General features: G+C 64.4%; 23 protein-coding genes. 19 read left to right on the plus strand and 4 right to left on the minus strand.

Annotated features, from left to right (window positions below):
- The first annotated feature begins 227 nt into the window (after positions 1–227).
- From GYA95_RS04875 to GYA95_RS04920, 10 genes are all read left to right on the plus strand, one after another.
- Positions 228–518, plus strand: coding sequence for a hypothetical protein (locus GYA95_RS04875; RefSeq protein WP_015269619.1), 291 nt, complete (start codon positions 228–230; stop codon positions 516–518).
- A gap of 11 nt (positions 519–529) precedes the next feature.
- Entirely contained in the window at positions 530–1,162 is a 633-nt protein-coding gene (locus GYA95_RS04880) for a hypothetical protein (protein WP_043936103.1), read from the plus strand.
- A 434-nt stretch (positions 1,163–1,596) separates the two neighbouring features.
- On the plus strand, positions 1,597–1,851 hold the full coding sequence (locus tag GYA95_RS04885; protein ID WP_015269621.1) for a hypothetical protein: 255 nt from the start codon (positions 1,597–1,599) through the stop codon (positions 1,849–1,851).
- A 103-nt stretch (positions 1,852–1,954) separates the two neighbouring features.
- Positions 1,955–2,242: a DUF3077 domain-containing protein gene (locus GYA95_RS04890; protein WP_015269622.1), complete on the plus strand. Its 288-nt coding sequence runs from the start codon at positions 1,955–1,957 to the stop codon at positions 2,240–2,242.
- A 175-nt stretch (positions 2,243–2,417) separates the two neighbouring features.
- The gene (gene sfnG / locus GYA95_RS04895; protein ID WP_015269623.1) at positions 2,418–3,512 is read left to right on the plus strand and encodes a dimethylsulfone monooxygenase SfnG; all 1,095 of its coding nucleotides are present in this window, start codon (positions 2,418–2,420) and stop codon (positions 3,510–3,512) included.
- A gap of 93 nt (positions 3,513–3,605) precedes the next feature.
- The gene (locus GYA95_RS04900) at positions 3,606–4,181 is read left to right on the plus strand and encodes a hypothetical protein (RefSeq protein WP_015269624.1); all 576 of its coding nucleotides are present in this window, start codon (positions 3,606–3,608) and stop codon (positions 4,179–4,181) included.
- 467 nt (positions 4,182–4,648) lie between these two features.
- The gene (locus GYA95_RS04905) at positions 4,649–5,131 is read left to right on the plus strand and encodes a formate dehydrogenase subunit gamma (protein WP_015269625.1); all 483 of its coding nucleotides are present in this window, start codon (positions 4,649–4,651) and stop codon (positions 5,129–5,131) included.
- On the plus strand, positions 5,125–6,684 hold the full coding sequence (locus GYA95_RS04910; RefSeq protein WP_015269626.1) for a formate dehydrogenase beta subunit: 1,560 nt from the start codon (positions 5,125–5,127) through the stop codon (positions 6,682–6,684). The genes GYA95_RS04905 and GYA95_RS04910 overlap by 7 nt, the downstream gene beginning before the upstream one ends.
- Positions 6,681–9,563 carry a formate dehydrogenase subunit alpha gene (gene fdhF / locus GYA95_RS04915; protein ID WP_015269627.1) on the plus strand — a complete coding sequence of 961 codons (2,883 nt, stop codon included), beginning with the start codon at positions 6,681–6,683 and terminating at the stop codon, positions 9,561–9,563. Before GYA95_RS04910 ends, fdhF begins: the two co-directional genes overlap by 4 nt.
- Positions 9,560–9,763, plus strand: a complete 204-nt coding sequence (locus GYA95_RS04920; protein ID WP_015269628.1) for a formate dehydrogenase subunit delta — start codon at positions 9,560–9,562, stop codon at positions 9,761–9,763. The genes fdhF and GYA95_RS04920 overlap by 4 nt, the downstream gene beginning before the upstream one ends.
- Positions 9,764–9,898: 135 nt before the next feature.
- Here the strand turns inward: GYA95_RS04920 and GYA95_RS04925 are convergent, their stop codons facing one another.
- Positions 9,899–10,762 carry a universal stress protein gene (locus GYA95_RS04925; RefSeq protein WP_015269629.1) on the minus strand — a complete coding sequence of 288 codons (864 nt, stop codon included), beginning with the start codon at positions 10,760–10,762 and terminating at the stop codon, positions 9,899–9,901.
- A 154-nt stretch (positions 10,763–10,916) separates the two neighbouring features.
- Between GYA95_RS04925 and miaE the strand changes: the two genes are divergently transcribed.
- Positions 10,917–11,534 carry a tRNA-(ms[2]io[6]A)-hydroxylase gene (gene miaE / locus GYA95_RS04930; RefSeq protein ID WP_015269630.1) on the plus strand — a complete coding sequence of 206 codons (618 nt, stop codon included), beginning with the start codon at positions 10,917–10,919 and terminating at the stop codon, positions 11,532–11,534.
- A gap of 22 nt (positions 11,535–11,556) precedes the next feature.
- On the opposite strand, the gene GYA95_RS04935 is transcribed toward miaE, so the two are convergent.
- A complete protein-coding gene (locus tag GYA95_RS04935; RefSeq protein WP_003256286.1) occupies positions 11,557–11,877 on the minus strand; it encodes a DUF883 family protein in 321 nt (106 codons plus the stop codon).
- Positions 11,878–12,006: 129 nt separating this feature from the next.
- Between GYA95_RS04935 and GYA95_RS04940 the strand changes: the two genes are divergently transcribed.
- Positions 12,007–12,270, plus strand: coding sequence for a hypothetical protein (locus tag GYA95_RS04940; protein WP_003256287.1), 264 nt, complete (start codon positions 12,007–12,009; stop codon positions 12,268–12,270).
- An 18-nt stretch (positions 12,271–12,288) separates the two neighbouring features.
- Here the strand turns inward: GYA95_RS04940 and GYA95_RS04945 are convergent, their stop codons facing one another.
- Positions 12,289–12,771, minus strand: coding sequence for an LEA/WHy family protein (locus tag GYA95_RS04945; RefSeq protein ID WP_015269631.1), 483 nt, complete (start codon positions 12,769–12,771; stop codon positions 12,289–12,291).
- 135 nt (positions 12,772–12,906) lie between these two features.
- On the opposite strand from GYA95_RS04945, the gene GYA95_RS04950 reads away from it, so the two are divergent.
- Together GYA95_RS04950 and GYA95_RS04955 are read left to right on the plus strand one after the other, a co-directional pair.
- A complete protein-coding gene (locus GYA95_RS04950) occupies positions 12,907–14,028 on the plus strand; it encodes a sigma-70 family RNA polymerase sigma factor (protein WP_015269632.1) in 1,122 nt (373 codons plus the stop codon).
- Positions 14,029–14,241: 213 nt separating this feature from the next.
- Positions 14,242–16,668: a TonB-dependent receptor gene (locus GYA95_RS04955; protein ID WP_015269633.1), complete on the plus strand. Its 2,427-nt coding sequence runs from the start codon at positions 14,242–14,244 to the stop codon at positions 16,666–16,668.
- A gap of 114 nt (positions 16,669–16,782) precedes the next feature.
- On the opposite strand, the gene GYA95_RS04960 is transcribed toward GYA95_RS04955, so the two are convergent.
- The gene (locus GYA95_RS04960; RefSeq protein WP_015269634.1) at positions 16,783–17,673 is read right to left on the minus strand and encodes a LysR family transcriptional regulator; all 891 of its coding nucleotides are present in this window, start codon (positions 17,671–17,673) and stop codon (positions 16,783–16,785) included.
- Positions 17,674–17,775: 102 nt separating this feature from the next.
- On the opposite strand from GYA95_RS04960, the gene GYA95_RS04965 reads away from it, so the two are divergent.
- The 5 genes from GYA95_RS04965 (at position 17,776) to zapE (ending at position 22,757) form a co-directional block, all read left to right on the plus strand.
- Positions 17,776–18,855, plus strand: coding sequence for an extracellular solute-binding protein (locus tag GYA95_RS04965; protein WP_015269635.1), 1,080 nt, complete (start codon positions 17,776–17,778; stop codon positions 18,853–18,855).
- A 25-nt stretch (positions 18,856–18,880) separates the two neighbouring features.
- Positions 18,881–19,846, plus strand: a complete 966-nt coding sequence (gene speB / locus GYA95_RS04970) for an agmatinase (RefSeq protein WP_015269636.1) — start codon at positions 18,881–18,883, stop codon at positions 19,844–19,846.
- Positions 19,847–20,031: 185 nt separating this feature from the next.
- A complete protein-coding gene (locus tag GYA95_RS04975) occupies positions 20,032–20,349 on the plus strand; it encodes a hypothetical protein (protein ID WP_003256290.1) in 318 nt (105 codons plus the stop codon).
- 23 nt (positions 20,350–20,372) lie between these two features.
- Positions 20,373–21,521, plus strand: coding sequence for a PQQ-dependent sugar dehydrogenase (locus tag GYA95_RS04980; RefSeq protein WP_161551282.1), 1,149 nt, complete (start codon positions 20,373–20,375; stop codon positions 21,519–21,521).
- 129 nt (positions 21,522–21,650) lie between these two features.
- Positions 21,651–22,757, plus strand: a complete 1,107-nt coding sequence (gene zapE / locus GYA95_RS04985; RefSeq protein ID WP_015269638.1) for a cell division protein ZapE — start codon at positions 21,651–21,653, stop codon at positions 22,755–22,757.
- Positions 22,758–22,767 lie beyond the last annotated feature (10 nt).

The following is a 22,767-nucleotide window of genomic DNA, read 5'->3' on the forward strand; positions in this document are numbered from 1 at the left end:
ATGTGTTCGTGGGAGCAGGTTTTGCCCTCGAACGGGCAGTCGGAAAAGGCCATGAAAGCGTTGGTTACATTGCTCTACGCCGTCCTGCGGTCGATGGGACCATAGTTCATGCGTGTTCCGGATCGCTGTCTTGAGCTGGCCGGGGTGCCATTGGTCGCCCGGGCTCGGCAAACGGTAGATTTGATTCGGGTTTTGTACGATGATTTTCGTATTGGCAGGGATGAGCTATGAAATTCGGCTTCAGGGAGGCCCAGCGAGCGGTGATAGCGGCGCTTGAGTCAGGGGAGTATCAACACGTTTCACGCAGGGATATCGATGTAAAGAACCTGCTGGCTACAGGGGAAGTGTCAGCCGGCGAGGTTGCCGAAGTCGTTCGCTCATGCAGGGGTATTCATCACGCCAGCACCCCTCACCATGCCGTCGCAGCCATCGAGGTGCATGTGCTCAAACGGGATGGTTGGTACATAAAGTTCTTTTTCATCGAGCCAGACACTTGGTTCATCAGCGTTCACCAGTGAGTACCCAGATCATGAAGATCTTTTTCGAAGGCGACAGAGGAAATGCGCTTTGCGAGCATTGCCAGGCAGTGGTGCCCACGCACTATGCTCGCCGGGATGTGCCGTTTAGCGATGGCCAAGGGGTGGCCAAGGACATTCTGGTGGGCGTGTGCGCTCGTTGTGATGGTGTGGTCGCCATTCCATCGCAATCCACGCCGGCCATCCGCGAGGCGCGCAAGCAGCAGCTCAAGTCGATTGAGGCGCGTTTGCCGGCGGTCTATCTGGATGTGCTCGATGCGGCCATGCATGCGGTCAGTAATGAGGCGGGGGCAAATTTGCGCAAGTTGTTTCTTGCCCACTATTTCCAACAGTTGGTGCAGGCGCAGCAGTGTGAGCAGTTGCATGCGGCGCATCAAACGTTCCTTCAGGCGCTGGATGAACAGCGAGAGCAGCGCGGGCTTGCGCGTTCCAATGTTACTCGGCGGTTGTCGATGAAGGTCAATCCGTACATGGCGGAGGACATGCTTGCGCTTCAGCAGCATACAGAGATGAACCAGACCGAATTGCTGAAGGCTGTGATCGCGCGTATTCAGGCGGATGTGCTGGAGAACCGGGATCAGGAGGTGATTCGAGCTTTGCAGCGACTGGCGCGGTTGGCGTTGTAGTGAGCATTTGAAAGAAGCACAGCGTACTGCCAAGCGCTGTGCTTCACACTCGGATCTTTGAGTCTTTTTAGAGAAACTCATATCAGTTCCTACAAGAACTAATCAGATTTTTCCCCTTCCTCGTAGTCCATTTCTGAATCATCCTTTTCAAGCCGTTTCACCATTGCGATGGAAACCTGAGCCCCCTAGTCTCGCCCTGTCGTTGCAAATTCAACGACCGGGTCTGCAAGCCTGGGGAAGTATCGAAAGCGTGCTCATCATCGAGCCGTTGGTCTGTGCCAATGGTTGTGCTTAATGGTGGCTGCGTACGGGTGACCTTCGGGTCAGCTGGGTTTTTCTCGATCTTCCCCGGTCTTGCAGGCCCGTACGTAGCCGCCACCCATTCTCTGCAAGGGATGGGGTGTGGTTTTCTCTCACGAAATCGAGATGTGACCATGCTCAAAATAGTCCCGGATCCCCCCATTTCCGACTCACCCCATCACCTGGAAGACACCCTGATCCAGGCCACGGAATACGTGCTCTGCGCCTTGTCCGTAGGCCATCACGCGATAGCCTCGCTCCCCAGATCTCCCGCCACGATCATGACCCTGGCGGTCATGCATGAAATGGAGGCTGTGCGCACGCTGCTGGAGTCGGCGATTGCTCAGGTGCAGCTCCGGGGCGGGCAGCCGGTGCATACATTGCACTGATGAGCTGATTTTCAAATTTTGCCAGCCTGGGCGGTGTGGTTTTCCTGCCAGGGACTGCAACCGGGAAATCGCACTGGCCGGCAGATTCAAAAGAGGGTTTCAGATGGACAAGGAATTGGATGACGACACCGGCACACTGGGCCTGACCGTAGGCGCGGCCACGTTCCTGGATGGTGTGCTGGACGGCAAGAAACTGTTCCGCGTAGAACCGGGAAACTGCTGCGACCATGCCATCGAACAAGCGTCGGTCTTGATGGACTGCTCACGGCGAGCATCGTTTATCGGGGTGATGGACAACGAACCGGTGCTGGTCTGGGCTTCGCACTTTCTTTGCGACATGGCCAAGGCGCTGATGGATGACGCGCATATGGGCATGCGCAAGAACCGCTGACCTGCCCCGGGGCGGCGATGTTGTGCAGGCAACAGCGATCCAGCAGCTTGTTCGACCGCATGCAGCCAACATCGCCGCCAATTTCAGCTAACCCATTGAAATAAAAACACTTTAAAGCCTGGCATGTTTGCTGCTCCTGCCTCCTTGAACCCGAGGATCACCAAGGAGCCTTACCATGAGCCAAGCCCCGATCAAGTTCGCCTACTGGGTCCCCAACGTCAGTGGTGGCCTGGTGGTCAGCACCATCGAGCAACGCACCAGTTGGGACATCGACTACAACCGCAAGCTCGCGCAAATCGCCGAACAGGCCGGTTTCGACTACGCCCTGTCGCAAATCCGTTTCACCGCCGGCTACGGCGCCGACAATCAGCACGAGTCGGTCACCATCAGCCACGCGCTGCTCGCTGCCACGGAAAAGCTCAAGGTCATCGCCGCCATCCTGCCAGGCCCGTGGAACCCGGCGCTGGCGGCCAAGCAGCTGGCGAGTATCGACCAGTTCACCAACGGCCGCATCGCCATCAACGTGGTCTCGGGCTGGTTCAAGGGCGAGTTCCACGCCATCGGCGAACCCTGGCTGGACCACGACGAACGCTATCGCCGTTCCGAGGAATTCATCCGCGCGCTGAAGGGCATCTGGACCCAGGACAACTTCACCTTCAACGGCGACTTCTATCGCTTTCGCAACTACAACCTCAAACCCAAGCCGCTGCAGCAGCCGCACCCGGAGATTTTCCAGGGCGGCAGCTCGCGTGCCGCACGGGACATGGCGGCGCGCGTGTCGGACTGGTACTTCACCAACGGCAACAGCGTGGAAGGGATCAAGGCGCAGGTCGACGATATCCGCGCCAAGGCGGCGGCCAACGGCCATTCGGTAAAGGTTGGAGTCAATGCCTTCATCATCGCTCGCGACACCGAAGAGCAGGCGCGTGCGGTGCTGCAGGAGATCATCGACAAGGCCAACCCCGAGGCGGTGCGGGCGTTTGGCCAGGAAGTGAAGCATGCCGGTTCTGCCAGCCCGGAGGGCGAGGGCAACTGGGCCAGGTCCAGCTTCGAAGACCTGGTGCAGTACAACGATGGCTTCAAGACCAACCTGATCGGTACACCGCGGCAGATTGCCGAGCGCATCGTTGCGCTGAAGGCGGTGGGTGTGGATCTGATCTTGTCCGGGTTCCTGCACTTCCAGGAGGAAGTAGCGTACTTCGGCGAACATGTGCTGCCGCTGGTGCGTGAACTGGAGGCCGGGCGCAGCGTGGACAAGGCGGTAGCCTGAAGCCGGGGGCAGGGTGGGCTTGGCACCCTGCCAGTATTGTCTGATTGTCATGCAGGGGTTAGGTTGCTGGGCTCTTTTCAAGGAAGATGACCGATGAAACGGACCCTGCCGCTGGTATTCGCCTGCGCGCTTTTCCCCCTGCAAGCCTGGTCGGCGCTGGAAGTCGGCCAGTTCACCCTGGGCATGCCCAAGCCCCAGGCCATGGCCATTCTGCAGCAGCAGTTCGGTGAAGTTGAGCATTTCACCGGCTATCACTACCAGGTGCCCACCGAGTTCTTTCAGGGGAGCAACCCGAAGGGCGATTACAACCTGGGCGGTATTGCCATCACGCAAGTGAAGGCGTCGTTCAACGAGGCCGACCAGCTTCGCCAGGTGGAGGTGCGGCTGGCCAGTACCGACGAGGCGCGGGTCCAGCAACTGCTGCCGATGACCAGGCAGGCCAAGCCTGTGCCGAACAGTGGTGGCCGGCTCGAGGCGTTTTCCGCTGAAGGTGAGTTGGTGTACTGGGTGGCCAAGGACCGGGACTGGACGGTGGTGACCATCGCCGACAAGGCCAGCTCGGACCAGAACGTCAAGGCGCGGGCCAAGAGCGATGAGCGCTTTGCCCAGCTGAACCGCAAGTTCGACAAGCTGATCGAGACGGCCAAGGCGGTGGAAGGCAAGCACTGATCGACAAAGCCGTGCAGCTTTGAAGCCTTGCGCATACCATGCATTCATGGGACTGCACATAACTCATTGAATTAGCAGGGACCCTGTGGGAGCGGCTTTAGCCGCGAACACCGGCGCAGCCGGTGCCATGCACCGCGTTGGATTCTTCGCGGCTAAAGCCGCTGCCACTGGGTACGCGGACCGCTTGCGAATTCAGTTCTCTAAGCGACAGCGCAGCAGACTGCATAAGGCCAGAAACAACCCGCGTCGGTTTCAGGATGCGCCTGGTCGTTCGCACGCAACCCCCCGGCGCCACAAGTGCCATGCTTGCAGGATGCCTCGGACCAGCGCGCGCAGACGTGCGGCCGCAGGCAAGGAGGCCGCTGGTACCACGCAACCGTGACGTGGCCGGCGCGCCGCAGCAGAACACGCCGGATACCTGCCCTTACAACAATTCAGGCAGGGTCCGTGATGCCGAGGTCCGCTGTATGCCTGATGAATTGCTCCACCTGCCTGTGATCCACCGCATTCTGGCCCGTGACAAGGATACCCCCGGCGCGCTGTTGCCGATCCTGCATGCCATCCAGCACGACATCGGCTACATCCCCGATGCCGCTGTCGCCGAAATTGCCCATGCCCTGAACCTCAGCCTGGCCGAGGTGCGTGGGGTGATCAGCTTCTACCACGATTTCCGCACCACGCCACCGGCGCGCCACACCCTGCGCCTGTGCCGCGCCGAGTCGTGCCAGAGCCGGGGCGCCGAGGCGCTGGCCGCGCAACTGCGCGAACAACTGGCGCTGGACGACCACGGCACCAGCGCCGACGGCGCCATCAGCCTGCGCCCGGTGTACTGCCTGGGCGCCTGTGCCTGCTCGCCAGCGCTGGAACTGGACGGCCAGGTGCATGCGCGCCTTACCCCTGAGCGCCTGCGCGCGCTGGTCAACGCTTGCCGGGAGGACGCAGCATGCTGAAGCTGTACATCCCCTGCGATTCGGTAGCCCGTGCCGTGGGCGCCGACCAGGTCGCCGATGCCTTGCAACGTGAGGCCGAGCGCCGCCAGCTGCCGCTGGACATCCAGCGCACCAGTTCCCGCGGGCTCTACTGGCTGGAGCCGCTGCTGGAGTGCGACAGCGCGCAAGGGCGCCTGGGTTTCGGCCCGGTCACCCCGGAAGACGTGCCGTCCTTGCTCGACGCCTTTACCGGTGAACCTGGTGGCCACTCGCTGGCCCTGGGGCCGGTCGAGGACATCCCTTACCTCAAGACCCAGCAGCGCTTGCTGTTCGCCCGCGCCGGCATCACTCGCCCATTGTCGCTGGACGACTACCGTGCCCATGGCGGTTTCGCCGGCCTTGAAGCGGCCGTGGCCCTGGACGGTGCCGAGGTGGTCGCCGCCGTGCTCGATTCCGGCCTGCGCGGCCGCGGCGGTGCGGCGTTTCCGGCCGGCATCAAGTGGCGCACCGTGCGTGACGCCGGGGCCGGGCAGAAGTACGTGGTGTGCAACGCCGACGAGGGTGACTCCGGTACCTTCGCCGACCGCATGCTGATGGAAGGCGACCCGTTCCTGCTGATCGAAGGCATGATCATTGCCGGCCTCGCCGTGGGTGCCGACAAGGGCTACATCTATGTGCGCTCGGAATACCCCGACGCCATCCGCGTGCTCGACCAGGCCTTCGCCATCGCCCGTGACGCCGGCTATCTCGGCAGCGACGTGGCCGGCAGCGGCCAGGCCTTCGACCTGGAAGTGCGGGTCGGCGCCGGCGCCTATATCTGCGGCGAAGAAACCGCGCTGCTCGAATCCATCGAAGGCAAGCGCGGCATCGTCCGCGCCAAGCCTCCGCTGCCCGCGCTGCAGGGCCTGTTCGGCCTGCCGACGCTGGTGCACAACGTGCTCACCCTGGCCTCGGTACCCATCATCATGGCCAAGGGCGCGGCGTTCTACCGCGACTTCGGCATGGGCCGCTCGCTGGGCACCATGCCGTTCCAGCTGGCCGGCAACATCCGCCAGGGCGGCCTGGTGGAACGCGCCTTCGGCCTGACCCTGCGCGAGCTGGTGGAAGGCTATGGCGGCGGCACGGCCAGCGGCCGGCCGCTGAAGGCCGCGCAGGTTGGTGGCCCGCTGGGTGCCTGGGTACCGCCCAGCCACTTCGACACGCCGCTGGACTATGAAGCCTTCGCCGCCATGGGCGCGATGCTCGGCCACGGTGGTGTGGTAGTGGCCGACGACACCCTGAACATGGCCAGCATGGCGCGCTTCGCCTTGCAGTTCTGCGCCGAGGAGTCCTGTGGCAAATGCACCCCGTGCCGCATCGGCTCGACCCGGGGCATGGAAGTGGTCGACCGGCTGATCGCCATCAGCGACATGACCGAACGGCATGACCAGGCCCTGTTACTGCGCGACCTGTGCGACACCATGCAATACGGCTCGCTGTGCGCCATGGGCGGCATGACCGCCTATCCGGTGGCCAGCGCGCTGAAGTACTTCCCCGCCGATTTCGGGCTGACCCACACGGAGGCCGCGCAGTGATCAATTTCTTCGACCCCGCTTCTGATAAAAGCAGCGACCTCGGCACCCCGGCCCGTGACAGCGAGGTACAGGTCAGCCTGAGCATCGATGGCCGCGCCATCACTGTGCCCGCCGGTACTTCGGTGATGCGTGCCGCGGCCATGCTCGGCACCAGCATCCCCAAACTGTGTGCCACCGACAGCCTCGAAGCCTTTGGCTCGTGCCGCATGTGCATGGTGGAAATCGAAGGCATGCGCGGTTACCCGGCCTCCTGCACCACCCCGGTCAGCGAAGGCATGGTGGTGCACACCGAAACCCCGCGCCTGGCCGGCCTGCGCCGCAATGTGATGGAGCTGTACATCTCCGACCACCCGCTGGACTGCCTGACCTGTTCGGCCAACGGCAACTGCGAGCTGCAGACCGTGGCCGGCCAGGTGGGCCTGCGCGAGGTGCGCTATGGCTACGACGGCGCCAACCACCTGGCCGAGAAAAAGGATGTATCCAACCCGTATTTCGACTACGAGCCGAGCAAGTGCATCGTCTGCAGCCGCTGCGTGCGTGCCTGCGAGGACATCCAGGGCACCTTCGCCCTGACCATCACCGGGCGCGGTTTCGAATCGCGGGTGGCGGCGGCGGGTGGTGAAAACTTCCTCGCCTCCGAGTGCGTGTCTTGCGGCGCCTGCGTGCAGGCCTGCCCGACCGCGACCCTGACCGAAAAGAGCCTGGTACAGCTGGGCCAGCCCGAGCGTGCGGTCATCACCACCTGCGCCTATTGCGGCGTCGGCTGCTCGTTCCGCGCCGAAGTGAAGGGCGACCAGCTGGTGCGCATGGTCCCGGACAAGAACGGCGGCGCCAACCACGGCCACGCCTGCGTCAAGGGCCGCTTCGCCTGGGGTTACGCCACCCACCCGGACCGCATCACCAAGCCAATGATCCGCAAGCGCCTGGAAGACCCATGGCAGGAAGTCAGCTGGGACGAAGCGGTGACCTACGCCGCCAGCGAGTTCCGCCGTATCCAGCTGAAGTACGGTCGCGATTCCATCGGCGGCATCACCTCCAGCCGCTGCACCAACGAAGAAGCCTACCTGGTGCAGAAACTGGTGCGCACGGCGTTCGGCAACAACAACGTCGACACTTGCGCGCGGGTATGCCATTCGCCCACCGGCTATGGCCTGAAGCAGACCCTGGGTGAGTCGGCTGGTACACAAAGCTTCGACTCGGTGATGCAGGCCGACGTGGTGCTGGTGATCGGCGCCAACCCCACCGACGCCCACCCGGTATTCGGCTCGCAGCTCAAGCGCCGCCTGCGCCAGGGCGCGCGGCTGATCGTGATCGACCCTCGGCGCATCGACCTGGTCGACTCGCCGCACGCCCGCGCCGAGCTGCACCTGCAACTGCGCCCCGGTACCAACGTGGCCATGCTCAACGCCCTGGCCCACGTGATCGTCACCGAAGGCCTGCTGGCCCAGCGCTTCATCGATGCCCGCTGTGAAACCGAGGATTTCGCCCGCTGGCGCGACTTCGTCAGCCTGGCGGAAAACGCCCCCGAAGTGCTTGGCCCGGTCTGCGGCGTGCCTGCCGAGCAGATCCGCGCCGCAGCGCGCCTGTATGCCACCGGCGGCAACGCGGCTATCTACTACGGCCTGGGCGTGACCGAACACAGCCAGGGCAGCACCGCGGTGATGGGCATCGCCAACCTGGCCATGGCCACCGGCAACATCGGCCGTGAAGGGGTAGGGGTGAACCCGCTGCGCGGGCAGAACAACGTGCAAGGCTCGTGCGACATGGGCTCGTTCCCCCACGAACTGCCCGGCTACCGGCACATTTCCAACGAAGTTGTACGCGCCGAGTTCGAGCAGGCCTGGGGCGTGACCCTGCAGCCTGACCCGGGCCTGCGCATCCCCAACATGTTCGAGGCTGCGCTGGACGGCAGTTTCAAGGCCCTTTACTGCCAGGGCGAGGACATTGCCCAGAGCGACCCCAACACCCAGCACGTCACTGCGGCCCTGCTGGCCATGGAGTGCGTGGTGGTGCAGGACATCTTCCTCAACGAAACAGCCAAGTTCGCCCATGTGTTCCTGCCGGGCAGCTCGTTCCTGGAGAAGGACGGTACCTTCACCAATGCCGAGCGGCGTATTTCGCGGGTGCGCAAGGTCATGGAGCCGTTGGCCGGGAAGGCCGACTGGGAGGCGACCATAGCCCTGGCCAATGCCCTGGGCTACCCGATGAGCTACCGTCACCCGTCCGAGATCATGGACGAGATCGCCCGCCTTACGCCTACCTTCCACCGCGTCAGCTACGCCGAGATCGACCGCCACGGCAGCCTGCAGTGGCCGTGCAACGACGCAGCGCCGGATGGCACGCCGACCATGCACATCGACCAGTTCGTACGTGGCAAGGGGCGCTTCATGCTCACCGGCTACGTGCCCACCGAGGAGAAGGTCAACAACCGCTACCCGCTGCTGCTGACCACCGGGCGCATTCTCAGCCAGTACAACGTCGGCGCCCAGACCCGGCGTACCGGCAACGTCGCCTGGCATGACGCCGACCGCCTGGAAATCCACCCGACCGACGCCGAAAGCCGCGGCATCCAGGATGGCGACTGGGTCGGCATCGGCAGCCGCGCCGGGCAGACGGTGCTGCGCGCCAAGGTCAGTACGCGGGTGGCGCCGGGTGTGGTGTACACCACCTTCCACTTCCCCGAGTCGGGGGCCAACGTGATTACCACCGACAACTCCGACTGGGCCACCAACTGCCCTGAGTACAAGGTGACGGCGGTGGAGGTGGTGAAAGTGTTCCAGCCTTCGCAGTGGCAGAAGCGCTACCAGGACTTCAGTGACGAGCAGCGGCGCTTGCTGAAGGAGCGTCGTATTGCGGAGAAAACCGAGGTGCGCCGATGAGCAGTGAGAACCTGGTCAAGATGGCCAACCAGATTGCCCATTACTTCGACAGCGAGCCAGACCGGGCGCTGGCGGTGCAAGGGGTACGGCAGCATCTGCAGAGCTTCTGGACGCCGGCGATGCGCCGGCAGCTGGCGCAATGGATCGAGGCCAATGCAGGGGAGGGGCTGGACCCGAAGGTGCAGGAAGCGTTGGCCTAGCGTTTGGTGTTGAATGGGGCTGCTGCGCAGCCCATCGCCGGCAAGCCAGCTCCCACAGGTACTGCACATGACTTGAGGTCAATGCGGTCGATGTGGGAGCTGGCTTGCCGGCGATAGGGCCCTGACAGATTGAACTCAGCCGCGGGCCAGTTCCGCCTGGTGGGCAATTGCCTCCTCGCTCTTGAGCACCAGCACATCCCCCTCCAGCGAATCCAGCACCACCTCCGAGGTATTACCAATCAACGCCCCGGAAATCCCCGTGCGGCACACCGTGCCGATCACCGTCACCACCGCATCCAGCTTCTTCTCGGTATGCGGAATCAGCACATCCGCCGGCCCTTCGGCCACATGCAAGCGGTCTTCGCCGATGTCGTACTCTGCCTGGAATGCCTTGCACGCCTCGCGGTAACGCTGCTCGATGGTTTCGCTCAACTGGTACACCGGGTCCGATGCCGACAGCATCGGCGACGGATGGGCGCTGATGACGTGCAACTCGCCCTTGGCCAGTTTGGCAATCTCGAAACCATGGTCGATGATGCTGGCATGCAGGCGGCGGTGGTCCTCGTCCTGGTTGCCCACGTCCACCGCGGCCAGGATCTTGCCGCCGGTCCACGGCCGCTCGCTCTTGACCATCAGCACGGCACACGGGCATTGGCGCAGCAGCTTCCAGTCGCTGGGGGTGAGCAGGGCCTTTTTCAGCGGGTTGTCCGGGCGGTGTTCCTTGATCACCAGCTCGCAGCCCTCGGCCTGCTGCACGTAGATGATGGTGTCGTGCAGGTTGTCGCGCCAGGCCTCCTCATGGGTGACGCTGTCGTACCCGTCATCATGCAGCTGGCTGCTCAGCAGGCTCAGCAGCGCGCTGTGGTCATGCCTTTTGTCGCACATCAGCAGGTGCAGGCGGGCGCCGGTGACGCCGGCGATCAGCTTGGCCCGGGTCAGTGCCCGGCTGTGGGCGTGCTCGGGGTCGAGGACGACGAGGATGCTGCGGACGGCTTGCATGGGCGTTAACTCCCTTCAAAGGTGGCGACCAATGCCTGACTATAGTCGGCGCTTCCCCCGCTGGCGCTTGATGTACATCAAGCATAGTCACTAGCGCCGCCCGCCGCCGCCGGTATAATCGCCGGCCCTGCCAGTTCTTTGTGGTTGCACGCTCATGTCCCTGATCCCCGAAATCGACGCCTTTCTTGGTTGCCCGACACCAGACGCCTGGATCGAAGCGGCGCTCGCCGACCAGGAAACCCTGCTGATCGACCACAAGAACTGCGAATTCAAGGCTGCCAGCACCGCCCTGAGCCTGATCGCCAAGTACAACACCCACCTCGACCTGATCAACATGATGTCGCGCCTGGCCCGCGAGGAGCTGGTGCACCACGAGCAGGTGCTGCGCCTGATGAAGCGTCGTGGCGTGCCGCTGCGCCCTGTGTCGGCGGGGCGATATGCGTCGGGGCTGCGGCGGCTGGTGCGCGCCCACGAGCCGGTCAAGCTGGTGGATACGCTGGTGGTGGGGGCGTTCATCGAGGCGCGCAGCTGCGAGCGCTTTGCCGCGCTGGTACCGCATCTGGACGAGGAACTGGGCCGCTTCTACCACGGCCTGCTGAAGAGCGAAGCGCGCCATTACCAGGGTTATTTGAAACTGGCGCACAACTATGGCGAAGAGGCAGACATTGCCCGCCGGGTGGAACTGGTGCGCGCAGCAGAGGTGGAGCTGATCCAGTCACCGGACCAGGAGCTGCGCTTCCACAGCGGTATACCGATGGCGCAGGCCGCCTGATTCGCACCAGGCGGCCCAGGCGTCAGTGACGGCGGCCCAGCAGCAGGCCGACTACCAGCCCGAGGCCAGCGGAAATGGCCACGGTCTGCCACGGGTGGCCACCGATATAGTCCTGGGTAGCGTCCATCACCGGTTGCGCCTTGCTGCGTACCTTGTCGGCGGCATTGCGCGCCTGACGTAGCTTGAGGCTTACCTGCGCGCGCAGGGTTTCCGCCTCGTCACCCACCAGGGCGGCGCTGTCGTTCAGCAGTTTTTCCGACTCTTCGATCAGCGCCTGCAGTTCGCTGAATACCTGGTCCTTGATCTGATCGCTGTCGGTCAGCGGGGCGTTTTTCCGGGCCATGAACTCGTCCTCGTCGATGGTGTGGCTTGAACAATGGATGCCGGCGCGTCGGGAAAGTTGCGGCGGCTTTGGGCTGTTGCAGTACCTGGGTGTAAGATAGCGGCCATTTTCAAACCTGCAGGTACCTTCATGAGTTTCAATCTGGCCAACATGAGCTTCGAGGAACGGGCGCAGATCGAGGCAGAGAAGGCCCGGCTGTTCGAGCTGTGGCAGAACAACCTGGGCAAGGCCAAGGGCGAAGCGGCACGGTTGATCGCCGAGAAACCACGGCGCAAAGGCAAATGGGCCGAGTGGGTGCGCGCCGAGCTGGATGGCATGTCGCCGCCCGAATACGCCAACATGGTGCGCAGCGAAGTCAACAAGCTGATGGCCGCAGCCAGCGCCAGCCGCTGATCACACCCCGCCAGGCGCCTACCAGTAGGCGCCCTTGGGCAGGTCCAGCTTGCCCTCGTCGGTAAAGCGCACGGTCCCCAGCAGCCCGCCGGCCAGCTTGCCGCGCAGCACATAGGGCAGGCCCTGCAACGAGTCCACCCGGCCCAGCCCATAGGCCTGGCGCAGGAAGGAAAACGCCGTGATGCTCACCGGCACCACGATCACCGCTTCGCCATAACGGCCGATGTGCCCCTGCTGGTCGCTCACCCCGGCAGCCAGCGGCTGGCCGTTCACCTCCAGGTTCAGGGCGATGCCGTTGTAGTCGATCGGCGCCTCGTTGGGGTTTTGTACCCGCATCTTCACCGCCATGCGCAGTTCCAGCTCCTGCCCGGGCAGCGGCTCGATACCGATCACGCTGATATTGACCGGGTCGCGTGCCTGGAACAGCGCACAGGCTCCCAGGCCGCAGGCCAGCAGCAGGACCAGGAACAGGCGGGCGTAGCGGTGCAGACGGGCAGCCATGGAGTGCGACCTTGCCAGAGTGGGCGAATGGGCAGTGTGGCAAATACGCGTCGGCGTTGAAAGTCACCGTCCAGATGAAAGATACTGTTTCTCATTAACGCCCGATAACTTCTCCTACTGGCCGTTCCCGAACCCATGCTGACTTCTCCCGCGCCGGGCCTGCTGGCAAGCTTCCAGGAGCACTACGACGACCTGCTTCAGTTCCTGACCCGGCGCATGAGCGACCGTCAGCGCGCTGCCGATGTCGCGCAGGAAACCTACCTGAAGCTGGTCAACATCGACCAGCAGGCGGTGCCGGTGCTGCACGCGCGCAGTTTCATCTTCCGCGTGGCCGGCAACCTGGCGATCGATGCCTTGCGCCGCGAGCAGCGCATTGCCGCCAGCCACGACGACAGCGAGCGGGCAGGTGAGGTCGCCTGCCCGGCGCCGGCCCCGGAAGCGGCCTTGCTGGCCCGGGAGCGCTTGCAGATCCTCGACCAGGCGCTGCTGCAGCTGTCCGACAATGCCCGCCAGGCGCTGTTGCTCAACCGCGTCGACGGCCTGACCCAGGCGCAGATCGCGCAGCGCCTGGGGGTTTCCGAAAGCATGGTGGCGAAATACATCGGCCAGGCCCTGCGCCATTGCCGCAACTGGCTCAAACAGGCAGGGGTGGCTGCTGCACTGGTGTTGGCCGTTGGTGTGGCGGGTTGGCAGAAGGCGCCAATGCTGCTGGCGGATTACCACACCGGGGTAGGTGAGCGACAGGTGATTACTTTGGCAGATGGCACGCGGGTGACGCTGAACAGTGCCACAGCCCTGAGCGTGGTGTTCAGCGACCGTGAGCGGCGGGTGGTGCTGGAATCTGGTGAGGCCTTGTTCGAGACCACCGATGATTCACGGCCCTTTGTGGTCGATACGGCCGGTGAGCGGGTGCAGGGGAGTGCGGCCACCTTCAGCGTGCGTCGCGATGGCCGCGTGGTATTGGCCCATGGCGAAGCCAAGGTTGGCGAACATGAACTGGCAGTAGCGGCCGATGCCGGCACGCAGATGGCCTGGCAGCGCGGCAAGCTGATCTTCAACGGCAAGCCGCTGGGGCAGGTGCTGGCGGAGCTTGAGCGTTATCGGCATGGGCGGATCGTGTTGTCCGATAGCAAGCTGGCGGCGATGCAGGTCAGCGGGGTGTTCGACCTCGATGAGCCGGAGGCCCTGTTGCGGACCCTTGAGCAGCGTTATGGGCTGAAGGTGACCTACCTGCCGTGGTTGGCCGTGGTTCATTGATTCGCCTGTGCCGGCCTCTTCGCAGCACAAGGCTGCTCCTACAGCGAACTGTGATCCCTGTAGGAGCAGCCTCGTGCTGCGAAGAGGCCGGCACAGAAATAAAAATATTTTCCATTTGGCACTGCAAGTTCCTGCAAGCCAGATCGTCGTAGTGGGACTGATCAGCAACCAATTCTCATTTACGACTTGTCAGGAAGCTCATTCGTGCCTCTGATGCTCAAGCCCTTGCACCGCCGCCGCGGTCCGCTTCACCATGCCCTGATGTCCTGCAGTGCCCTGGCCATGCTGGTCGGCCCGCTGCAGGCATTTGCCTCGACCGCCACCGAACAGGCCCAGACTCAGGCCCGCCAGGTCCAGCTCGACCTGCCGGCCCAGCCGCTGGACCACGCCCTGACGACGTTCGCCGACCAGGCCGGCCTGCACCTGCTGTACACCACCGGCGACGTCGCCGGCCAGGCCAGCCCGGCCTTGCAGGGCAGCTACAGCATCGAGCAGGCGCTGCAGCAGTTGCTGGCCGGAAGTGGCATGGTTTGGCACTTCAGCGATGCCCGCACGGTGACCCTGCGCAAGGCCGACGCTGCGCCGCAGGCGATCAATCTCAAGCCGATCGAGGTCAGCGTGGCCTCGCGCACCAGCACCGCGATCAGTGAAATCCCCGGCACCGTGTGGGTGGTCGATCAGCAGCAGTTGCGCGAGCAGATCGACAGCGGCGTCAGCCTGAAGGAAGCCATCGGCAAGCTGGTGCCAGGCCTCGACCTGGCGCCGGAAGGCCGTACCAACTACGGCCAGAACATGCGCGGGCGCAATGTGCTGGTGATGATCGACGGGGTCAGCCAGAACAGCTCGCGCGGCCTGTCACGCCAGTTCGACAGCATTTCGCCGTTCAACGTCGAGCGCGTCGAAGTGCTGTCTGGCGCCAGTGCCATCTACGGTGGTGGCGCCACCGGCGGCATCATCAACATCGTGACCAAGAAGGGCGAACCCGGCCCGGCGCGTTTCGAGACCCAGCTCGGTGCCAGCAGCGGCTTCAACAACAGCGACGACCTGGCCACCCGCTTCGCCCAGTCGATCAGTGGCGGCAACGAACGGTTCAACGCCCGCCTGGGGGTTTCCGGAGAGCAGAACGAAGCCTTCTACGACGGCGCCGGCGACCAGATCTTCATCGACAACACCCAGACCGACCTGCAATACAACCGCACCATCGACGTGCTCGGCACCTTGGGGATGCAACTGAACGACCAGCAGAGCCTCGACCTGCTGGCCCAGTACTATGACTCGGGCAACCACGGCAGCACCGGCATTTACTTCCCTAACCTGAACTACAACGCCCCATCCGACCTGGAAGACGCCGAGCTGCGCAGTGGCTACTCGTCGGACCTGGAGCCGCGCACCCGGCGCCTGCTGCTGAACGCCAACTACCACCACACCGACGTGCTGGGGCAGGACTTCTACCTGCAGGCCTCGTACCGCAAGGAAGACGACAACTTCTATCCGTTCCCGTACTACAACCGCGCCACGCCCACCGGCTCGCGCGGGGTGTACTTCGCCGCCTCGCAGCAAAACTTCGAAGTCACCAGCCTCAAGGGCCTGTTCGCCAAGCAGTGGGACGCGCTGAAGCTGACCTACGGCGTGGACCTGGACCGCGAGCGCTTCAACGCCGAGCAGACCACCTTCAACGCCCAGACGTCGTCCGAGTCGGGTGGCCTGGAGCTGGAAAAGGAAAGCAAGGCCGCACGCTACCCCAGCTACCGGGTCGATGGCGTGTCGGTATACGCGCAGCTGGACTGGCATGCCACCGATAACCTGACCCTGTCCGGCGGCGCCCGGCGCCAGCAGATGGATGTGGACGTCAGCAACTTCAAGGGTGTGCCGGGTGGCAGCAACGATTACCAGGTCAACCTGTTCAACGTCGGTGCCATCTACGACTTCAAGAATGGCCACCAGGTATGGACCAACTACGGCGAAGGCTTCGACCTGCCCGACCCGGCCAAGTACTACGGCAAGCCCGGATTGAGCGTGGCCGACAACCCGCTGGCCGGCATCAAGAGCCGCCAGGTGGAACTGGGCTGGCGCTATGCCGACCTGGACTGGGATGCCCAGGCGGCGCTGTACTACATCTGGTCGGACAAGATCATCAACGTCGATTCGCAGACGCTGACCATCAATGTGGAAGACCAGAAAAGCCGTGACTTCGGTTTTGAGGGCGCTCTGACCCGACACTTCCAGACAGGCTGGGAAGCCGGTGGCACCCTGCACCTGACTCGCTCCGAGGAGGAGGATGTCGATGGCGGCTGGATCAAGCGCGATGCCCGCTATGCCTCGTTGTCCAAGGCTACCGCGTTCGTCGGCTGGAAGGGCGATGGCCGCAGTGCGCGGCTACAGGCCAACCATGCCTTCAGCCTGAAGGACGATGCCGACCACGAGATCGACGGCTACACCACCTTCGACCTGCTGGGCAGCCAGGATACCGGCTTCGGCACCTTCAGCGCCGGCATCCAGAACCTGCTGGACAAGCAATACAGCACGGTCTGGGGGCAGCGTGCGACGCTGTTCTACTCGCCGACCTACGGGCCGGCTTACCTGTATGACTACCAAGGGCGCGGGCGTACCTACACGCTGACCTGGAGCATGGCTTACTGATTGATGTTGTCTGACCTGGCCTCTTCGCGGGCTTGCCCGCTCCCACAGGTACGGCGCCGCCCTCAGGCATTGTGAGGCCCCTGTGGGAGCGGGCAAGCCCGCGAAGAGGCCAGGTCAGGCAAACGACGCCAGCAAATCCTGCGCAAACGCCTGCTGTGCCTCGCCAACCGCTTGCGCCCGGTGCCTGGCCAGGGTAAACGGCACCACAAAGTCCAACCCCGGGTCCAGCGCCCATAACAGCCCCTCAGCCTCCCAAGCTTGCGCACAATGGCATGGCAGATAGCCAATATGCCGCCCCGACAGAATGAACGTCAGCACGCTCTCGATCTGCTCCGCCACCGCCATGCTGCGCTGGCTCTGGAACGGCTCACCGCCCTTGAGAAACCGGTACGGATGGCGCACCTGGTCCATCGCCAGCAACCGCTCCCGGCCAACACCAGCCTCACCGAACAGCACATGGCCCTTGCCGCAATACAGCCGTTGCCGCTCCTGGAACAGCGGCTGGTAGTCGAAGGCTGCCTGGTTGCCGGAAAAGTAGCTGATGGCGTAATCCAGCCGCTGCTCCAGCAACAAGCGCTCCAGCTCTGCCGGTGGCGCACTGATCAGTTCCAGCTGCACCGCCTCCTCGCGCCTGCGAAACGCCGCAATGGCCGCCGCCAGCTTCAGGCTCACCGCCTTGTCCTGGTTCTCCGCCATGCCTATGCGCACGGTCCCCAGCAGCCGCCCGGCAACGCCATTGGCCTGCTGGCGAAACTGTTCGATGTTCAGCAATAGCCCACGGGCGGCGTCCAGCAACAACGCGCCCTTTTCCGTCAGGTGAAAGCCACCTTTGCCGCGGCTGCACAGGCGGTAGCCCAGCCGCGCTTCCAGCTGCGCCATGCGCTGGCTGATGGTGGGCTGGCTCAGGCCCAGCACGCCTTGCGCGGCGCTGAAGCCACCGGCCTCGACTACAGTGACGAACAGCCGCAGCAGATGCAGGTCGGGGTCGTGCACTTGTCCGAGCATTACATTGCTCCTGATGAATGTCAGCTTTGCAAACTTGCCATTCCTGCAATGTAACCCGGCTGGCATGCTCGCGGCATCCACCCATTTGCCGAGGTGTTCGCCATGCGTCGATCGTTGTGCCTGCTGTCCCTGGTCCTGGCCTTGCCGCTGCAGGCCGAAGAAAAGGTCGTCAACCTCTACAGCTGGGCCGACTATGTCGCCCCGCAAACCCTCCAGCGCTTCGAGCGGGAAACCGGCTACAAAGTGCGCTATGACACCTTCGACACCACCGAAGTGCTGGAAACCAAGCTGCTGACCGGTGGTAGCGGTTATGACGTGGTGGTGCCGTCGTCAACCGTACTGGCCCGGGCGCTCAAGGCAAATGCCCTGCAGCCGTTCGATCCCCAGGCCATGCCCGGCTATGCCAACCTCGACAAGGACCTGCTGGCCAAGCTCGCAGAGGCCGACCCCGGCAACCGCCATGCCGTGCCCTACACCTGGGGCACCCTGGGCCTGGGGGTGAATGTGGAAGCGGTGCGCCAGCGCCTGGGTGATGTACCGCTGGACAGCCTCGACCTGCTGTTCAAGCCCGAGTACGCCAGCCGGCTGAAGGACTGCGGCATCGCCATGCCCGACTCGCCCCAGGAGGTGATCGGCGTGGCCCTGAACTACCTGGGCAAGGACCCTTACAGCCAGGACAAGGACGACCTGGCCGCCGCGCAGAACCTGCTGAGCCAGCTGCAGCCGTCGATCAGCTACGTCGCCAATGGCCGGCAGATCAGCGACCTGGCCAACGGTAGCGTGTGCCTGGCGCTGACCTACAACGGCGATGCGGCGATGGCCGCCGACCAGGCGCGTCGCGCAGGCAAACCGTTCGAGCTGATCTACCGCATCCCCCGCGAAGGCACGCTGGTGTGGCAGGACAACCTGGTCATTCCCAAGGACGCCCCGCACCCCGAGGCCGCGCGGGCGTTCATCGCCTTCATGCTCAAGCCCGAGTCGGTCGCCGCGCTGACCAACACGCTGTTCTTCGCCAACGCCAACCAGGCGGCCACGCCGCTGGTGGACGAAGCAGTGCGCAACGACCCGGACATCTACCCGTCGGCCGCGGTGCGCCAGCGCCTGTATGCCGACCGCAGCATGGCCCTGGCCGACCTGCGCCAGCGCAACCGCCTGTGGACCGCGTTCCGCAGCCGCCAGTAACCGATAACGACAAAGGAGCTCGACCGTGGAGCAAGCCGTAAACAACGACCAGGCCATGACCCGCGACAGCCTGTATGGCACCGCTGCGGAAAGTACCTACGCCGGTATTACCAGTTTCTCTCGCCGCCGCTACAGCCGCGACCTGCGTGGTGTCGATGTGGTGGTCAGTGGTGTGCCGTTCGATACTGCCACCAGCAACCGCCCCGGTGCGCGCTTCGGCCCGCGGGCGATCCGCGCCGCCTCGGTGCAGCAGGCCTGGGCCCGGCACTGGCCATGGGCGTTCGACCCGTTCGACCACCTGGCGGTGATCGACTATGGCGATTGCGCCTTCGACAGCGGCACCCCGCAGTCGGTACCGGACAGCATCGAGGCCCATGCCACGCATATTCTGGAAGCAGGCTGCGCCATGCTCACCCTGGGTGGCGACCACTTCATCAGCTACCCGCTGCTCAAGGCCCATGCCCGTCGCCATGGCCCGCTGGCGCTGATCCACTTCGATGCGCACAGCGACACCTGGCCGGACGAGGAAGGCAAGCGCATCGACCACGGCACCATGTTCTGGCATGCCGCCCGCGAAGGCCTGGTGGACCCGGCCAGCTCGGTGCAGATCGGCCTGCGCACCACCAATGACGACAGCCAGGGCTTTGCCATCCTCGACGCCCGCCAGGTGCACCGGCAGGGCACCGAGGCGGTGATCGCGGCGATTCGCCAGCGGGTGGGCGAGCGGCCGGTTTACCTGACCTTCGATATCGACTGCCTCGACCCGGCGTATGCGCCCGGTACCGGCACGCCGGTGTGCGGTGGGCTGAGCACGGTGCAGGCGCTGGAGATCCTTGGCGGGCTGCGCGGCATCAACCTGGTGGGCATGGACCTGGTGGAGGTGGCGCCAGCCTATGACCATGCCGACATCACCGCGCTGGCCGGGGCGACCCTGGCGATGGAAATGCTGTGCCTGTATGCGGCGCGGCACAAGGTGGACAAGGGCCAGTAATTCGGCGTCCGTAGGGGGGTTGTGGGAGCGGCCTTGTGTCGCGAAAGGGCTGCGCAGCAGCCCCCAAGGCCCATACTGAAACATCAGGAATCATCTCCACCCGCATTCACACTTTTGCCGCGAACCCTTCGCGCCTTAGGCTATCAAACCCACCAGGCGCGGCATTTTCGTACAGGAGGTGAAGCATGACCCCGACCTTGCCCATCCTGGCCCTCGGCCTGGTGCTGTGCCTGCCCGCGCAAGCGGCCCCCGAGCCGCCCTTGCAACTCGCCGCCGGCAACAACAACCCCTACAACAGCCCGATCCAGCGCGCCAACCCCAACAGCCGACAGGGCAGCATGCCGGCCACGCCTCCCGTGCGCGGCCCGTCCACCGACCCGTACCAGCGCACGCCCACCCTGGACAACCGCGGCATCGGCAATGGCGACAACCTGCGCCGCCAGCAACAAACCCCGAACCTGGAGCCCAGCCGACCACCCCGCGACAACCCGCGCGCGCCATGAGCGCCCTACGAAAGGAATCCTGCATGCTTCGAGCACCCTGGCTTGTAACCCTGACCGCCACCGCAGTCCTGCCCCTTTTGGCGCAGGCGGCGGCCGAACAGCAGTTTCGCAGTGAAGAAGGCACCTTGACCGTCAGCACCCTGGCCGACGGCCTGCGCAATCCCTGGGCCCTGGCGTTCCTGCCGGGCGGCAAGGACATGCTGGTCACCGAGCGTGCCGGCAACTTGCGGGTGGTCAATGCCGAAGGCAAGGTCGGCCCGCCGATCAGCGGTGTGCCCAAGGTCTGGGCCGAGGGCCAGGGCGGCTTGCTGGATGTGGTGCTGTCGCCGGAGTTCGCCAAGGACCGCACCGTCTACCTGTCCTACGCCGAAGAGGGCAGTGACGGCAAGGCCGGTACGGCGGTCGGCCGTGGCCAGTTGTCCCAGGACCGCGCCCGGCTGGAAAACTTCAACGTCATCTTCCGCCAGCAGCCCAAACTGTCGGAGGGCAACCACTTTGGCTCGCGTCTGGTGTTCGACCGCGACGGCTACCTGTTCATCGCCCTCGGTGAAAACAACCAGCGCCCGACTGCCCAGGACCTGGACAAGCTGCAAGGCAAGATCGTGCGTATCTTGCCGGACGGCGAAGTGCCCAGGGACAACCCCTTCGTCGGCAAGGACAATGTGCGGCCGGAGATCTGGTCGTTCGGCCACCGCAATCAGCAAGGCGCCGCACTCAACCCCTGGACCGGCAAGCTGTGGACCCACGAGCATGGCCCGCGCGGCGGCGACGAGATCAACATTCCCGAACCCGGCAAGAACTATGGCTGGCCGATTGCGACCCACGGCATCAACTACTCGCTGCTGCCGATCCCCGAGGCCAAGGGCAAGCATGTACAGGGTATGGTCGACCCGCACCATGTATGGGAGAAGTCGCCGGGTATCAGCGGCATGGCGTTCTACGACAGCCTTAGGTTCAAGGCCTGGGACCACAATCTGTTCATTGGCGCGCTGGCCACCCAGGATCTGATCCGCCTGCAACTGGATGGCGACAAGGTGGTGCATGAAGAGCGTTTGCTGGGTGAGCTGAAGGCGCGTATCCGCGATGTGCGGGTGGGGCCGGATGGCTACCTGTATGTGCTGACCGATGACAAGGACGGCGCGCTGCTGAAAGTTGGATTGGGAGATAGCTGAGCCAAAGTCACTTGCACCGGCCTCATCGCCGGCAAGCCAGCTCCCACCTCGACCGCATTGGCCCCAAGCCATGCGCTATCCCTGTGGGAGCTGGCTTGCCGGCGATGAGGCCGGTGCAGATAATGCCGCATGGCTATCGATCCCCATTCCCTCTACCAGCAGGCCCTGACCACCCAGGGCTATGTCGCCGACCCCGCCCAGGCCCGCGCCGTCGAAGCCTTGCAGGCCTGTTTCCAGGCCGTCGAACAGGGCCGCCCCACCCAGGGTATCTACCTCTGGGGCCCGGTCGGCCGGGGCAAGACCTGGCTGATGGACCAGTTCCACCGCTGCCTGCGGGTACCCAGCCGGCGCCAGCACTTCCATCACTTCATGGCCTGGGTCCACCAGCGCCTGTTCCAGCTCAACGGCACCGCCGACCCGCTGCTGGCGCTGGCCGGGGAACTGGCCGGGCAGATTCGCGTGCTGTGCTTCGACGAGCTGTTCGTCAACGACATCGGTGACGCGATCATCCTCGGCCGCCTGTTCCAGGTACTGTTCGACCAAGGCGTGGTGATTGTCGCCACCTCTAACCAGCCACCCGAGCAGCTGTACCGCGACGGCTTCAACCGCGAGCGGTTCCTGCCGGCCATCGCCGCCATCCAGCGGCACATGCAGGTGCTGCTGGTAGCCGGCGAGCAGGACCACCGCCTGCACCCCGGCGCCGAGCGCCAGCGTTACTGGGTGGCGCAAGCGGGGCAGGCCAGCCAGTTGGGCGAGGTGTTCCGCCAGCTCAGCCCCGGCGACGAAGGCCACGATCAGCCCTTGGCGATCGGCTCCCGGCAGGTGCAGGTGGTGCGGCGCAGCGCGCAAGCCATCTGGTGCCGCTTCACCGACCTGTGCGAACAGCCGCTGGCGGCCATGGAGTTCATGGCCCTGTGCGACCGGTTCCCGGCCATCCTGGTGTCGGGCATTCCGGCGCTGGGGGGTGAACAGCGGGCCGGGCGTATTGCCCGGGGCACCGAGGATGCTGCGGCGCGGGTGGCAGCGGGCGACCGCGAGCTGCCGGCGCTGTCGCCCAAGGACGACGCGGTGCGCCGCTTCATAGCCCTGGTCGACGAATGCTACGACCGCCGGGTGGCGTTGTACCTGGAGGCACAGGTGCCGCTGGATGCCCTCTACACTCAAGGGTATCTGGCGTTCCCGTACCAACGGACCCTGAGCCGGCTACGGGAGATGCAACTGCAACGCTTCGCCTGAAAAGGAGCCG

Origin of the sequence: Pseudomonas asiatica (genome assembly GCF_009932335.1) — a bacterium.
Lineage (GTDB): Bacteria > Pseudomonadota > Gammaproteobacteria > Pseudomonadales > Pseudomonadaceae > Aquipseudomonas > Aquipseudomonas asiatica.

What these genes read in the sequence shown, in the direction of transcription:
- GYA95_RS04955 (WP_015269633.1), top strand. Translation starts at nt 14,242, where the DNA reads ATGCTCAAGCCCTTGCACCGCCGCCGCGGTCCGCTTCACCATGCCCTG.
- GYA95_RS04885 (WP_015269621.1), top strand. Translation starts at nt 1,597, where the DNA reads ATGCTCAAAATAGTCCCGGATCCCCCCATTTCCGACTCACCCCATCAC.
- GYA95_RS04980 (WP_161551282.1), top strand. Translation starts at nt 20,373, where the DNA reads ATGCTTCGAGCACCCTGGCTTGTAACCCTGACCGCCACCGCAGTCCTG.
- GYA95_RS04880 (WP_043936103.1), top strand. Translation starts at nt 530, where the DNA reads ATGAAGATCTTTTTCGAAGGCGACAGAGGAAATGCGCTTTGCGAGCAT.
- GYA95_RS04890 (WP_015269622.1), top strand. Translation starts at nt 1,955, where the DNA reads ATGGACAAGGAATTGGATGACGACACCGGCACACTGGGCCTGACCGTA.
- GYA95_RS04950 (WP_015269632.1), top strand. Translation starts at nt 12,907, where the DNA reads ATGCTGACTTCTCCCGCGCCGGGCCTGCTGGCAAGCTTCCAGGAGCAC.
- GYA95_RS04965 (WP_015269635.1), top strand. Translation starts at nt 17,776, where the DNA reads ATGCGTCGATCGTTGTGCCTGCTGTCCCTGGTCCTGGCCTTGCCGCTG.
- GYA95_RS04960 (WP_015269634.1), bottom strand. Translation starts at nt 17,673, where the DNA reads ATGCTCGGACAAGTGCACGACCCCGACCTGCATCTGCTGCGGCTGTTC.
- GYA95_RS04875 (WP_015269619.1), top strand. Translation starts at nt 228, where the DNA reads ATGAAATTCGGCTTCAGGGAGGCCCAGCGAGCGGTGATAGCGGCGCTT.
- GYA95_RS04925 (WP_015269629.1), bottom strand. Translation starts at nt 10,762, where the DNA reads ATGCAAGCCGTCCGCAGCATCCTCGTCGTCCTCGACCCCGAGCACGCC.
- sfnG (WP_015269623.1), top strand. Translation starts at nt 2,418, where the DNA reads ATGAGCCAAGCCCCGATCAAGTTCGCCTACTGGGTCCCCAACGTCAGT.
- miaE (WP_015269630.1), top strand. Translation starts at nt 10,917, where the DNA reads ATGTCCCTGATCCCCGAAATCGACGCCTTTCTTGGTTGCCCGACACCA.
- GYA95_RS04905 (WP_015269625.1), top strand. Translation starts at nt 4,649, where the DNA reads ATGCCTGATGAATTGCTCCACCTGCCTGTGATCCACCGCATTCTGGCC.
- GYA95_RS04900 (WP_015269624.1), top strand. Translation starts at nt 3,606, where the DNA reads ATGAAACGGACCCTGCCGCTGGTATTCGCCTGCGCGCTTTTCCCCCTG.
- GYA95_RS04945 (WP_015269631.1), bottom strand. Translation starts at nt 12,771, where the DNA reads ATGGCTGCCCGTCTGCACCGCTACGCCCGCCTGTTCCTGGTCCTGCTG.
- zapE (WP_015269638.1), top strand. Translation starts at nt 21,651, where the DNA reads ATGGCTATCGATCCCCATTCCCTCTACCAGCAGGCCCTGACCACCCAG.
- GYA95_RS04910 (WP_015269626.1), top strand. Translation starts at nt 5,125, where the DNA reads ATGCTGAAGCTGTACATCCCCTGCGATTCGGTAGCCCGTGCCGTGGGC.
- GYA95_RS04975 (WP_003256290.1), top strand. Translation starts at nt 20,032, where the DNA reads ATGACCCCGACCTTGCCCATCCTGGCCCTCGGCCTGGTGCTGTGCCTG.
- GYA95_RS04935 (WP_003256286.1), bottom strand. Translation starts at nt 11,877, where the DNA reads ATGGCCCGGAAAAACGCCCCGCTGACCGACAGCGATCAGATCAAGGAC.
- GYA95_RS04940 (WP_003256287.1), top strand. Translation starts at nt 12,007, where the DNA reads ATGAGTTTCAATCTGGCCAACATGAGCTTCGAGGAACGGGCGCAGATC.
- GYA95_RS04920 (WP_015269628.1), top strand. Translation starts at nt 9,560, where the DNA reads ATGAGCAGTGAGAACCTGGTCAAGATGGCCAACCAGATTGCCCATTAC.